We start from the raw sequence: 13,675 nt of genomic DNA, 5'->3' as shown, positions 1-13,675 counted from the left end.
TTACATTAAGGGTATACGTTTTCCCTCTTTTTGAAAAGAGTTAGTTACAAGTTTACGTCTATCGCTCCGATAAATAGGGAAGTTTTTATCAAAGTGAGGCATAATTACGGCAAGATAATCAGAGTCACAAGGGAAATGTTTACCCTTCATTGGACGAGTTAGATTAGAACATGGCCACAATTAAAGATATTGCCAGCGCAGCGGGCGTTTCATTAGCAACGGTATCACGTGTTATTAACGATGGTCCGAAAGTAGGTAAAGAAACCCGAGAACGCGTTAAAAAAATTATGCGAGAAATGGGCTATCGTCCCAATGCGAATGCCCGAGCCCTTGTCACTCAGCGCAGTGCTTCATTAGGCGTGGTTATCGCCGAATTGCTAGACCCCTTTTTCGCTACACTCGCACACGGTATTGAGTCAACCACTCGTAAACACAACGTACAAATTCTCATGAGCGCGGGTTCTATTGCGAAAGAAACCGAACTCAAAGCCATTGAGACTCTACTCGAACATCGCTGTGAAGCTATGGTTGTGCACAGTAAAGCCCTTGACGACGACACGCTGATAGAATTTGCCCAACAAGTACCCGGCTTTGTACTGATTAACCGTCACATTGAAGCAATTTCTAATCGTTGTGTATGGCTGGATAACGAAGCCGGTGGCAGACTCATGGCTGAGCATGTGTTGCATCAAGGCCATAAAAAACTCGCCGTCATCAGCAGTAAATATCAGATTGACGACCCCGTCGACCGTTTGGCTGGTATCCGACAAGCCATTGAAGCTGCAGGCATGTCATTACCCGATACTCACATAGAATTTGCGACGCCTGACCAGGAAGGAGGCGAGAGAGCTATTCAAAACTTGTTGGCTAGAGGGGTCGAATTCAGTGCCGTGCTGGCGTACAACGATGCCATGGCCTCTGGTGCAATGACCATGTTGTTAGACCATAACATTCAAATACCTGATCAAGTCTCCGTTGTGGGATACGACGATGTACTGTTAGCAAAATACTGCCGCCCCAAACTCACAACACTGCATTACCCGATAGAAATGATGGCGTGCAAAGCGGCTGAGTTAGCCTTGCAATACGCGAACGGCATTCGCGCTCAAGAAGGCATAACGTACAAGTACACCCCGACCATCGTGAAGCGTGAGTCAGTGGCCAGAATCTAAGCCGTAAAATTAACGAGTCATTGAGCGAGTTAAACCAACGGGATAGGTTGGTAGACCAGTTGCCCCCACATCGAGAATAAAAACATCGCCGGCGGCAGGATATTGTTGACGCTGGGTAGGTGACAAATCAGCCCATGCGGTTGTCACCACCAGTTTGTCTAGCTGGGGGCCTGCGAATACCACATTTGTCACATCTCTCACTGGTAAAAACCACGTGCTTAACAATGTACCCTGCGGTGAGAAACAACGTATGCCATGGCCGTCCCAACCAGCAATCCACAACCGACCTTGCGCGTCTACCGTCATACCATCAGGCGAGCCATCTTTGTGTTCAAACTGAGCGAACACCCGTTTATTGTCGAGCTGTCCGTCATCTACAACGTCAAACGCGAACGTTGTAAAGTCCATTGACGCGTTGTGATAAAGGGTTTTCCCATCTAAGGTTAACGCAGGTCCATTACTGACGATGTAATGATCATCAAGCTGACGTAAACAACCATCGGGTGATAAACAATAAAAAAATCCAGAAGGAGAACGTTCGAGCTTGTCCATGGTGCCAAAATACAGCCGGCCTTCACTGTCCACCGAAGCGTCATTTAAACGATTAATATCTGGGTTGTCTGGGTGCAGAACAAAATCTCGTTGGTTGGTCGCTTCACTCCACCAATAGATGCCGCTGGCAAACCCAGCTAACCACTCACCGGCTTCGTTTTCAACTAACCAACACACAGGTTCAGGCTGTGCCCACGTTGTGATTTTGTTTGTTTGCCAATCTAATCGATATATTGCGTTACCACGAATATCTACCCAATAAACAGCAAGCTTTCGCTGACTGTAATACACGCCTTCACCAAGACGACATTGGGTGTGAAATTGATTAATAATACCAAGAGGTTGGGTCATGCGTTTTCGCTTTTAGCTGCGCCTTTGATTACCTCGCAAAACATCGCTAAAAGGACGTGTTGTGGCAATACAGGTTTTTTCACATCAGGATGATGTCAGTTTACCCATTAGAAAGCACAAGTACTAGACCTGCAACCGTGGCGACAAGCAGAATTAATTTTCGAATGAGTGCGGCATTAATAGAGCGATTGATAAGAAACGATACGCCCCAGCCGAGCAATACTGCGGGTATGCACTTCAGAAAAAGTACAAAGTCGGTACCGTCTACGGCATCGGTTATCCAAAGCACAATAATACCGAATAGGTTTATGTAGACAAAAAATATACTAAGGTTGGCTTTTATTTTGTCTTGGTCTTCAGATTGATAAAGAAGGCCCATTGGCGCCCCACCCGCAGAGGTTGTTGTACCCATAAACCCCGAAACCACCGCAGCAATAAGGTTAGACACCACACTCAACCGTGGAATAAACCCCCAAACCGACAGCAATACCGCGAGTAAAATACAGCCACCAAACAGGAGTTGATATTGATGAGCGTCGATGTACAGCATGACGCTACCGGCAATGAGCACGCCAGCCGTGCCACCTAAGATAGAAAAACCCGTATGCTTTAAATCGATTTGACCGCGGTGTTTAACCGCCAAAATAGACGTGATCAGTAACGCATTGAGAATCATGGGGCCTGGCACTAACTCAGGCATGATCAGATAGACGAGTGGCGCGCTAAGAAGGCCTAGCCCAAAGCCAATAACACTTTGTAAGCATGCTCCTATAATCAAAACGCAGTAAACCAATACGAAATCGGTTAGCTCAACACCAATCATCACTTCTCTAAATCGTGTAAGACATTATTGATGATTTCATATCAATAACGTAATTTTAACATATTATAATATTATTTATCGCAGGCCAACGCAGTAATTGTCAATGTTTATTCACAAAAAAGCATCAAATGTGGAACTTTATACCCAACCTGCGTCTATGATCAGGGTTTGCGCCGTCATCATTTTACTTTCGTCAGACGCAAGGAATAGTGCAGCTTTTGCAATATCATAAGGCTGCAACGTTTGCGGAATACATTGGGCTTCTTGTACATCTTGAACAATGTTCGGGTTCAACCAACGCTTCATTTGGCGTTCTGTCATCACCCAGCCGGGAATGAGTGTATTCACACGAATATGATCTTTGCCCGCGCTAGCAGCAAGGCTTCGAGTCAGACCTTCTATCGCCGCCTTCGCGGTTGTGTATGCTGGCATACAATCTTGTTTTAACCGCCAACTCACCGACCCCATATTGATGATAGAACCACCACCTAATTTGCGCATTTGAGGGATCACGGCTTGGGCAGCGAAAAAGCTCGGTCTCAGGTTGACCGCTAACCGGTCATCCCAGTAATCAACCGTTACGGTTTCGAAATCATGACGGGTATCGTCTGCAGCGTTATTCACCAATACTGAGATGTCACCAAACATGTGTGCCGCTGAATCGATGGCTCGCTTAAGACAGTCTACGTCGCGCAGGTCACATTGAATAAAACGCGGCGCATGAGCATATTGCCCGGCTAACCGTTCAACCAACGCCATACTTTTTTCTGCTTCTAGATCGACAAAAGTGACCTTCGCACCTTGCGCACAAAAATGCTCAACCATCACCTCACCAATGCCTGTACCACCACCAGTGATGAATACACTTTTCTCAGCTAAGCTGGGGTAAATTGCATGATTTTCAGAAGGCTTGGACATCATAGACAGACCGAATGGACCCTAGAAGTTGGATTATTGTATCACAGAAGCGCCACGGCGAAACGGCAATTAAGCCGCTCCGTCCATACGTTCTATCTCAGCGTCGATGAATGCCATCGCTTCATCGATCAAGTAGGTCATCATGTTTTTTGCACGCTCAGCTTCACCACTGGCAATAGCGACATATATCTTTTTGTGATCTTCGGCGATATCACACAAGCTACCTTTTGCTGGTGTAGTGTGCTGAATACTCACATTTAATGCCGTGCGAATAAAATCGCGCAACTGGAAGAAAAAGCGATTACCGCTAGCAAACAAAATAGCAGTGTGAAATGCCAAGTCACCTTCATGCATTCCACCTTCACCACTTTCAGCCGCGGTGTGCATTTGTTGTAAGGCCTCACCAATTTGCGCAATGGCCTGTTGATCACCTTTTTTAGCAGCGAGCGCAGCAGCTTGGGGTTCTATCGCTAAGCGCATCTGTAAAAATTCTTTCAACACGTGCAGTGAAGGACTGCTTTCCAGCATCCATTTCAATACACTCGTATCGTACAAATTCCAGTTCTCTGGAGATTCAACACGAATACCTTGACGCGGGCGACTCGTAATCAGCCCTTTTGCAGCCAACATTTTCACCGCTTCACGCACAGCGGTACGACTAATGCCGTATTCCGCGCACAATTGGGCTTCAGTAGGCAACCCGGTCTCTGAGTTGTAACTACCTGAAATAATGGCCTTGCCTAGCTCGTTCGTCACTCGTTGTGACAAGTTTAAATTTTCAATTCGCGCCATCTTTAGATCCTGTTATTTTCACGCGTGCCTGCATATTACCACAAGTAACGAATGGCGCGATAAATCACCACCCACAAACCTTAAAATATCTTTAAATTTAGACAGTTTTTCAGTTTTGAGCACAACAATTTCACGTCATGCTCTGATTCTACCAAGTGCTAACAGATAAACAACAATAGACTTAACGCTAATTTAACAATAGTCTTCCATTTATGTAATTTGTCATATAATATTTCAATAATTGTTAAAAGCTGACGTGACGATCGGCATTTCAGAGGTTAAAAACGGATTATGGTTGAATTAAGTACACTAGACTGGCTGGTATTAGCCGGTTTCTTTGTCTTGCTTCTCGGTGTGGTAGTCATGTCTATGCGCCAAAAAGAAGAAGACACTGCTGATTACTTTCTCGCTGGTCGTAACGCCAGCTGGTTGGTCATAGGTGCCTCAATATTTGCTTCAAATATTGGTTCAGAACACCTAGTCGGATTGTCTGGCTCTGGTGCTCAATCTGGTATGGCACTCGCCCACTGGGAACTCCAATCATGGATTATCCTGTTACTCGGTTGGATATTCGTGCCCTTTTACTGGAGCAGCAAAGTTTACACCATGCCCGAGTTTCTCGAGCGCCGCTACAACTCCCAATCTCGTACTTTCCTCTCTGTTATCTCGCTCGTCAGCTATGTACTTACCAAGGTGGCAGTAACTGTGTACGCCGGTGGTATAGCCTTCAAAACCATTCTGGGCATTGAAAGTATTTGGGGCATCGATTTCTTCTGGATTTCAGCTCTGGGGCTCGTCATTATCACGGGTATTTATACGGTACTCGGTGGTATGAAAGCCATCATGTGGACATCGGTGCTTCAAACACCAGTATTGATTATCGGCTCGGTAGTCATTCTTGTGGTTGGCCTTGATAAAGTAGGTGGCTGGTCTGAAGTTGAACGTTTGAATGAAGCCAATATGCATCTCATTCGCTCGGCATCCGACAGTGAATTCCCATGGCCTGGTATTATCTTTGGCTCTTTCATCATCGGATTCTGGTACTGGTGTACCGACCAATATATCGTGCAGCGTGTATTGTCAGCTAAAGGGATCAAGGAAGCACGTCGCGGCACCATGTTCGCAGGTTACTTAAAACTACTTCCAGTATTTATCTTCCTAGTACCCGGTATGATTGCTTATGCCTTAAACGCGAAGGGTATTATTACTTATGAATCAGCCGACCAGGCTTTCCCAACTCTAGTATCTGAACTCCTCCCCTCTGGCGTGAAAGGGATTGTTATCGGTGGTTTGGTAGCAGCATTAATGAGTTCCTTAGCATCATTGTTCAACTCGTCTGCAACCCTGTTCACCATTGACTTCTACAAGAAGTTCAAGCCAGAGTCGACAGAGAAGCATCTACTCAAAGTTGGCCGTTTAGCCACCATCGTTATCGTGGTATTGGGTATTTTGTGGATCCCAGTAATGAGTTTAATCGCTGATGTGTTGTACGAGTACTTGCAGAGCGTTCAGTCGTTGATTGCACCAGGAATTGCAGCCGTATTCTTACTTGGTTTGGTGAGCAATCGCATTACACCAGCAGCGGGTTACTTTGGTCTAGTATCTGGTTTCGTATTGGGCATGATTCGCCTAGTGCTACTGCCATTCAGAGACAGTCTAGTCGGCACCTCATTAGAATGGATTGTGTCTATGAACTGGCTTTACTACTGTATTTTACTGTTTGTTGTAGTGACTGCGCTGATGATTGTAGTGAGCTTCTTTACCAAACCGGCAGATGAAGAAAGCTTAAAAGGACTTACCTTCCCAAGCATGAGCAAAGACACCTTGAAAGAAGTCGTAGCCGGTATCGACAAATGGGATTACATCCATACCGCAGGCATTATCGGTATCACGGCATTTATATATATCAGATTCTGGTAAGTACCGATTCTCTGCTCTCCATAGTGAGATTGGGCGCCTTCGGGCGCCTTTTTTTATTGAGTCAAAAGCAGATGTCAGTTAGCTTAATCACCATAACGACAACACTTCTAACTATGCCAACAGCTTGTTAGAATTCGATAAAACCTAATTGTGAAGTGAAATGATGGACCAACAACCCGATTACACCCAGTATTCACTGGAAGAATTAAAGAACGCGGCGGAAGGCATTGATCGCGAAGCATATCCTGATCGCGCGGCCCTGCTCGATGCTTTGATTGCAGAGAAAGAAAAAAATCAACACACTGCACCAATGGTCGATGAATTCGTTGATGATACGTTAGCAAGTCGTGGTGAACGCTTTGGTGCCGCCATTATTGACGGGCTGATTAGTCTGGTCGCCACTGTACCATTGTTTATGTATTTTGGTTTAGAGCGCATTCAAGAACCGGACTTACAACTTTATGTAATGAGCTTTGTATACAGCATTGTTACTTTGCTTATCATCCACGGTTACACTTTGCACTATTTTGCTCAGACTATCGGCAAACGCATGATGGGCATTCGAATTGAAACGCTCGACGGGCACCCCGCTACGTTGAGTACGATTCTTTACAAGCGCATTATCCCAACTGGATTGGCCGGTCAGCTAATCCCTTTATTGGCTCTGGTCGACGTATTGTTTATCTTCAGACAAGACCGCCGTTGTATCCACGACATGATCGCGGGAACCAAAGTGTCACGTGTACCTGAATAAGCGCAAGACTCGTTTGTTTTAGTACATTAAAAGTATAAAAAAACGCCGCCGTAATTATTAATTATGGCGGCGTTTTTATTTTCTCTTTTCTAAGGATTAGTCAGCTTGGTTTGGCATTAACACCGGAAAGCCTTCTGCATCCCAATAAATCACTCGGGCGCGTGCATGTCGGTTTGGATCAGTAAGTGGATTGCCCTTCAGTTCAAGATAATCTCGACTGTGATAAATCATCAGGTCAGTCACCCCATCTTCCGCTTTTACAAAACTATTGTGGCCCGGACCAAAACGCCCTGCATCGGCATTGGTTTCAAAAATAGGCTCAGGCTTCTTTTGCCAACTTGCAGGGTCGAGTAGGTCAGCATTGTCATCTGCCCACACTAAGCCCATGGCATACCTGTGGTCGGTCGCACTCGCAGAGTAAGTAATCATAACTTTGCCATGTCGTTGAATCACCGCCGCCCCTTCATTCACTTTATAACCCTGTACTTCCCAAGGTAAGGTAGGTTCTGTGAGAAGGGTCACCGGTTGTTTAATACTGGTTGGCGAGTCCATTTCAGCTATCCAGAGGGCGGAATTATAAGTTTGCTTTGCGTCTTGTTGCGCCCAAACTAAATAGCGTTTGCCGTGATGCTCAAACGATGTTGCATCTAAAGAGAAGCTATCAAGATGGGAATAAATTCTCCCCGTTTCTTCCCATTTCCCTTGCATAGGGTCAGCGGCAGTATTCTTCAACGCATACATGCGAATACTGAACGGCTTATCAATATCACCTGCGGCAAAATAGATATACCAAGCATCATCGATATGGTGAAGCTCCGGCGCCCAAATATTCACACTCATTGGGCCGTGTTCTTTTTTACGCCAAATCACCTTAGGCTCAGCTAACTTTAAATCATTTAAGCGACAAGCCTGACGCAATTCAATTTCATCAAATTTCGGTGATGTGCCAATAAAGGTATAGCAACCCGTGTCTTCATGTCGCACTAACCATGGATCTGCCCGTTGTAAAACAATGGGGTTATCAATAGGTGGTAATGGTTGCGAATACGCAGAAAAACTGCTGACAATCGCACTAAGTACACATAGAGAGATGGCTAAAATCTGACTTCGCTTCAACATGGGGTTGTCCTTATAATGAAGTGGAGTAATGCTAATCAATTATTAATATTGTATTACATATTTAACATGAATCCTGTTAAACTGTAAAAAGACTTTTTAGAGAAATTTGAGGACCTCATGATTCGACGTATTTGCCACTGTTTTCCTCAACTTGTAAAACGCGCTTTAACGGCCTTTACGGCATTAGCCATCGTAGGTTGCGGCGCACAAGCGAAGCAAGTTGAAGTACACGACCCCGTCATGGCGAAGGAAGGCGACACATATTATGTGTTTAGCACTGGGCCAGGCATTACCTACTATGAATCTAAAGACATGGTGAATTGGACACTGACCGGCCGTGTATTTAAAGACGAGCCCAGTTGGTCTCACCGTGTTGCTCCTGGTTTTGGCGGGCATTTATGGGCGCCAGATGTGTACTTTAAAAATGGTCAGTACTACCTTTATTACTCGGTTTCTGCGTTTGGTAAAAACACATCGGGAATAGGGGTCACCGTGAATAAAACTCTCGACCCTGACTCTCCTGATTATCAATGGGTTGATTACGGTATTGTGATCCAATCAGTTCCCGGCCGAGACCATTGGAATGCGATAGACCCAGCTATTGTAGAAGATGAAAACGGCGACGCTTGGATGAGCTTTGGGTCGTTTTGGGAAGGTTTGAAACTGGTTAAACTCGACGATGATTTGGTGCGGGTGGCCGAGCCTCAAGAATGGCACAGTATCGCTAAACGCCCTTCTGCTGATGGTATGGGCGCCATTGAAGCTCCGTATATTTTTAAGAAGAACGGTTATTATTATTTATTTGTTTCTTTCGATAAATGCTGCCGTGGTTTAGATAGTGATTACAACGTACGCGTTGGCCGCAGTAAAACAGTTACAGGGCCATATCTCGACAAAGACGGAAAGTCGTTAATGGAAGGCGGCGGTTCGCTGGTTATCAAAGGTACAAAAGATTGGGTAGCGTTGGGGCATAATGCAGCCTACACCTTTGACGGCAACGATTACCTTGTGCTGCATGCCTATGAAACCGCCGACAACGGCATTCAAAAATTGCGGATTTTGCCGATGAGTTGGGACAATGACTGGCCGGTAGTTAATCCTGCAGATCTCAACACTCATAAAACCGTTTTGCACCCCAAACCATAAAATGCCCATTTGCGCTGGCGCAATAAAGCCAGCGCAAATTTTGACTCCCCCTTCGACCTTACGTATAAATAGTCAACACAGCCTTATGTACAATTTGGTGCACAACCTAGGGACAGTGCCGTGTTTACCATTGCTGCGTCATACCAAGCCTATTATGTTTTCGCCGTTATTCTGTTGGCCGCTGTATTAATGGCGACAAATCGTGTGCGGTACGATTTGATCGCCTTACTGGTAGTGCTTGCCCTTTCATTAACCCATATATTAACCATTAACCAAGCTTTATCTGGGTTTGGAAACACGGTGGTGATATTAGTCGCTGGGTTGTTAATTATTGGCGAAATGCTAGATAGAACGGGCGCAGCCCGGTTTGTTGGTGACTATATTGCTAAATATGGTAAGCACTCGTTCAGTCGGCTAACCATTTTGACCATGATCGCCACTGCGCTTTTGAGTGCAGTCATGAGCTCAACAGCGGTGGTTGCTATTTTTATTCCTATCGTTTTACGTATTGCCAAACAAACCTCTTGGTCGCCGAGTCAACTTTTACTACCTATGTCATATGCGGCTTTGGTCAGTGGGATGCTCACGCTCATCGCAACACCACCGAATTTAGTGATCAGTGCACAACTCACCGAGGCTGGCTATAACCCTTTAGGGTTCTTTAGTTTCTCGGTTATCGGCGTGTTTGTGCTTGCACTAACATGTTTGTTAATGGTTCTCGCTGGGCCGGTATTGCTTCCCAAATTATCTAACCCAAGCCCACCTAGCTATGCCAGAAATTGGACGGCGCTATGGAACGATTTCAGAGTGAGCCAAGAATTAGTCGACTTACGCGTTTCTGCCCAGTCACCATTTTGCGGACGCTCCATCGCGTCGACATTACTGTACCAAGACTATCGTGTACGCATCTTAGCTGTCACCCGAGTCATTAATGGTCAACCAACTCATTTTGCAAACCCTAGCACCGACTTTATTCTACGCCCAAGCGATGGACTTTATGTTGCGGGCAAACAAGCGTCTATAGACACCATTCGGTCATTGTTCTCCTTGGATGATTATCAACCATCTCAAATCAGTTTGCAGTTTCGTCATTGGGAACTGGGGGCTGTGAGTGTGTTGTTGCACCCAAACTCTACCTTAATTGGGCGCACTTTGAAGTCTGCGAGTTTTCGCGAGCGCTACGGCTTAACCGTATTCGGGTTACGCCGAAACCAACAAGCTATTGAGGACTTTGAGCAAACGCCATTAGCTTCAGCTGACAGCCTGTTAATCAGTGGCGCATGGTCAAAAATTAAAAAGCTACAACAGCAAAACAGCGATTTTGTGGTATTGGAAACCCCTACTGATGCCGATGATGTTGTTCCTGCCTATCAGCGCCTGCCTACCGCACTCGCCATTACAGGGTTTATGATTGGCATGGCACTATTGAATGTGATCCCTCTGGTCTCGGTAGTACTTATTGCGGTTATTGCGGCCGTATTAACGCGTTGTATTTCAGCCAACCAAGCGTATCAGTCTATTCACTGGCAAAGTATTGTTTTACTTGCCGGCATGTTACCGCTAGCCGATGCGCTAGTACAAACCGGTGGCACACAAATGATAGTAGATGGCATGCTGTCATTAACACAAAGCGCCAGCGCTGAAGTGATGTTGTGCTTGCTGTTCGCGATAACAGTGATCATGACCAATGTGTTGTCTAATACTGCCTCAGCAGTGCTCATGGCCCCCATCGCTATAGAAGCAGCTAACGCTCTGGAGGTTTCACCTTACCCTTTTGCAGTTGCAGTACTTCTTGCTGCGTCTTCGGCTTTTTTAACGCCTGTCGCGTCTCCGGTTGTCACACTTGTCGTCGAACCAGGGCAATACAAACTATCAGACTTCTTAAAAATGGGGTTACCGCTTGTTATCGTGGTATTTGCCACCGCCTATTTTTTCGTTCCGTTACTCTTCCCTTGGTAACACACAAGCCCTATAAATATAGGGCTTGCCTTATAAACAGACGTTTATCACTTCAGTCTGCTATCAACCGCCGCTTTTACACGAGTGGCGTAGTCGCTATCTGCCTGTTCGTATTGCGAATACATACGCTCTCTCACGTCTTCGGTTACCTGAGATAGCCCATCAGCAATGTTGTTCGCTAGCTGGTCTTTCTGGTTCTCAGACATAATCCGGTACAACTCACCTGCTTGGGTAAAATTGTCGTCATCCTGCGTATTATAAATATCTAACCACGCATCTTGCTCAATCGGCATTGCTGGCTCCAACACCTCTGGTACGGTATCGGGTGCGCCTTGCGTTGTTCTATCATTGGGATAGAAGTTAGCACCACTCCCAGCAAGTGAAGGTGTGATACCAGCAAATGCACCATCGCGTTGGTAGTTGTGTACAGGACAACGCGGCGCGTTTACCGGTATCTGGTTGTAGTTGGCACCAATACGATAACGGTGTGCATCCTGATAGGCTAACAAACGAGCCTGTAACATACGGTCAGGTGACGCGCCTATACCGGGCACCATATTACTCGGCGCAAAAGCAGACTGCTCATTTTCAGCAAAGAAGTTATCTACGTTGCGATTCAACTCAAGTTGGCCAACTTCGATCAATGGGAAATCTTTGTGCGGCCATACTTTAGTCAAGTCGAACGGATTAATGCGATAGTGACGCCCTTGTTCTTCCGTCATTATTTGCACTTTCACCGTCCAGCTCGGGAAATCCCCATTATCAATACTGTTCACTAAATCTTGTTGGGCCCCAAAAGGAGACATTTTCGCCGCTTCTTCACCGGTCAAGGTTTTAATGCCTTGATTAGTTTTAAAGTGCCACTTCACCCAATAACGCTCACCTTTGTCATTCCACAAGCTCAACGTATGTGAGCTATAGCCATTGGTATGGCGGTACGACAACGGAATACCACGGTCAGACATCAAAATAGTCGCTTGATGTAAAGATTGTGGATTGTTAGCCCAGAATTCATAAACCGCCTGAGGATCAGGCAAGTTAGTACGAGGGTTCTTCTTTTGGCTATGAATAAAATCGGGGAACTTAATACCGTCTCGTAAGAAAAAGACCGGCGTGTTGTTACCCACCATATCCCAGTTGCCGCGCTTGGTGTAAAACTTCACCGCGAAACCACGAGGGTCTCGAGCATAGTCGCTAGAATCTTGACCACCGCCTACGGTTGAAAAACGCAAGAACACGTCGGTTTGTTGACCTTCTTCCTGTAGAAAATCTGCAATGGTGTACGCAGCTAAGCTTTTAGTCAGAGTGAATGTGCCATAGGCGGCGCTACCACGTGCATGAACAACACGCTCAGGAATACGTTCACGGTTAAAGTGGGCTAGCTTTTCGAACAAATAATGATTATCGAAAGTTACAGGACCACGTGCACCGACGGTGCGGCTTTGGTTATCTTCTGCAACAGGGGCACCAGCACTGGTGGTCATTGGGCAACGCTTTATATCACTCATTCTACTCTCCTCAATATTTTATTGATTGGCACTGTGTGCTAATCAGTTTTTAAGATATTAAAGAGAATTACTGATTACATAAAGTGATATAAAGCTATTCAGAAAATCGCTTTTTAAGATTAAAGTGTGGCACTCACTTTTCAACAAACCGACGCGTCAAATGACATTTACCGCTCATCTAAACTATTCAAAAGACACTAATCGAACATCTACAATCATCACCGCATTCGGACCAATTTTACCGCCATTGCCTTTCTTCCCCCACGCGAGTTCAGGAGGGATCACAAATTCATAGCGGCTACCCACAGGCATCATGGGTATGGCTTCTTGCAGGCCTTCTATGGCTTCTTCAAGAGCAAATTCTTCGGGCAGCCCTTTCTTATACGTATCGTCAATCACGCTACCATCAGCCAATAGAATACGCTGTTGCACTTTCACTGTGTGCATCAGGCTTGGCTTCTCTCCCTCGGCGGCTTGCACCACGCGAAACATCAACCCAGAAGGAAGGGTCTCAACACCATCTTTTTGTTGATATTTTTGAATGTACTGCTCGGTGAGGTTTTTATTTTGTCCTGCCGACCCTTTCGCGGTCTTTTTGGTTTTGCCTTTAGCCATGGTGTCTAATTCGCTTTGTTTGTTTTTTACTATGTTGCATCAAAAA

At 45.6% G+C, this 13,675-nt stretch carries 12 protein-coding genes; 5 read left to right on the top strand and 7 right to left on the bottom strand.

Annotated features, from left to right (window positions below):
- Nucleotides 1-170: 170 nt before the first annotated feature.
- Nucleotides 171-1,172 carry a LacI family DNA-binding transcriptional regulator gene (locus ACXAH6_RS13360; protein ID WP_474877567.1) on the top strand — a complete coding sequence of 334 codons (1,002 nt, stop codon included), beginning with the start codon at nucleotides 171-173 and terminating at the stop codon, nucleotides 1,170-1,172.
- A 9-nt stretch (nucleotides 1,173-1,181) separates the two neighbouring features.
- Here the strand turns inward: ACXAH6_RS13360 and ACXAH6_RS13355 are convergent, their stop codons facing one another.
- The 4 genes from ACXAH6_RS13355 to ACXAH6_RS13340 all read right to left on the bottom strand — a co-directional run bounded on the left by ACXAH6_RS13355 (nucleotide 1,182) and on the right by ACXAH6_RS13340 (nucleotide 4,608).
- Complete coding sequence (locus ACXAH6_RS13355; RefSeq protein WP_474877565.1) at nucleotides 1,182-2,075, bottom strand: SMP-30/gluconolactonase/LRE family protein; 894 nt, start codon at nucleotides 2,073-2,075, stop codon at nucleotides 1,182-1,184.
- Between the two features lie 100 nt (nucleotides 2,076-2,175).
- Nucleotides 2,176-2,898: a sulfite exporter TauE/SafE family protein gene (locus ACXAH6_RS13350; protein WP_474877564.1), complete on the bottom strand. Its 723-nt coding sequence runs from the start codon at nucleotides 2,896-2,898 to the stop codon at nucleotides 2,176-2,178.
- Nucleotides 2,899-3,036: 138 nt separating this feature from the next.
- The gene (locus ACXAH6_RS13345; protein ID WP_474877562.1) at nucleotides 3,037-3,819 is read right to left on the bottom strand and encodes an SDR family NAD(P)-dependent oxidoreductase; all 783 of its coding nucleotides are present in this window, start codon (nucleotides 3,817-3,819) and stop codon (nucleotides 3,037-3,039) included.
- Between the two features lie 66 nt (nucleotides 3,820-3,885).
- Nucleotides 3,886-4,608 (bottom strand): FadR/GntR family transcriptional regulator, encoded by a 723-nt coding sequence (locus tag ACXAH6_RS13340; protein WP_474877561.1) that lies wholly within the window; start codon nucleotides 4,606-4,608, stop codon nucleotides 3,886-3,888.
- A gap of 291 nt (nucleotides 4,609-4,899) precedes the next feature.
- Between ACXAH6_RS13340 and ACXAH6_RS13335 the strand changes: the two genes are divergently transcribed.
- Both ACXAH6_RS13335 and ACXAH6_RS13330 read left to right on the top strand, forming a co-directional pair.
- Complete coding sequence (locus tag ACXAH6_RS13335) at nucleotides 4,900-6,528, top strand: sodium:solute symporter (RefSeq protein WP_474877559.1); 1,629 nt, start codon at nucleotides 4,900-4,902, stop codon at nucleotides 6,526-6,528.
- A gap of 160 nt (nucleotides 6,529-6,688) precedes the next feature.
- Nucleotides 6,689-7,282: an RDD family protein gene (locus tag ACXAH6_RS13330; RefSeq protein WP_474877558.1), complete on the top strand. Its 594-nt coding sequence runs from the start codon at nucleotides 6,689-6,691 to the stop codon at nucleotides 7,280-7,282.
- Between the two features lie 96 nt (nucleotides 7,283-7,378).
- On the opposite strand, the gene ACXAH6_RS13325 is transcribed toward ACXAH6_RS13330, so the two are convergent.
- Nucleotides 7,379-8,401: a glycoside hydrolase family 43 protein gene (locus ACXAH6_RS13325; RefSeq protein ID WP_474877557.1), complete on the bottom strand. Its 1,023-nt coding sequence runs from the start codon at nucleotides 8,399-8,401 to the stop codon at nucleotides 7,379-7,381.
- A 117-nt stretch (nucleotides 8,402-8,518) separates the two neighbouring features.
- On the opposite strand from ACXAH6_RS13325, the gene ACXAH6_RS13320 reads away from it, so the two are divergent.
- Both ACXAH6_RS13320 and ACXAH6_RS13315 read left to right on the top strand, forming a co-directional pair.
- Nucleotides 8,519-9,547: a family 43 glycosylhydrolase gene (locus ACXAH6_RS13320; RefSeq protein WP_474877555.1), complete on the top strand. Its 1,029-nt coding sequence runs from the start codon at nucleotides 8,519-8,521 to the stop codon at nucleotides 9,545-9,547.
- Nucleotides 9,548-9,667: 120 nt separating this feature from the next.
- Nucleotides 9,668-11,506, top strand: coding sequence for an SLC13 family permease (locus ACXAH6_RS13315; protein ID WP_474877553.1), 1,839 nt, complete (start codon nucleotides 9,668-9,670; stop codon nucleotides 11,504-11,506).
- Nucleotides 11,507-11,553: 47 nt separating this feature from the next.
- Here the strand turns inward: ACXAH6_RS13315 and ACXAH6_RS13310 are convergent, their stop codons facing one another.
- Entirely contained in the window at nucleotides 11,554-13,014 is a 1,461-nt protein-coding gene (locus ACXAH6_RS13310) for a catalase (protein ID WP_474877552.1), read from the bottom strand.
- 183 nt (nucleotides 13,015-13,197) lie between these two features.
- On the bottom strand, nucleotides 13,198-13,629 hold the full coding sequence (locus ACXAH6_RS13305) for an FKBP-type peptidyl-prolyl cis-trans isomerase (RefSeq protein WP_474877550.1): 432 nt from the start codon (nucleotides 13,627-13,629) through the stop codon (nucleotides 13,198-13,200).
- Nucleotides 13,630-13,675: the final 46 nt, after the last annotated feature.

Source organism: Alteromonas sp. ABE4_545 (genome assembly GCF_056161325.1).
This window is presented reverse-complemented; position numbering and strand designations above follow the sequence as displayed.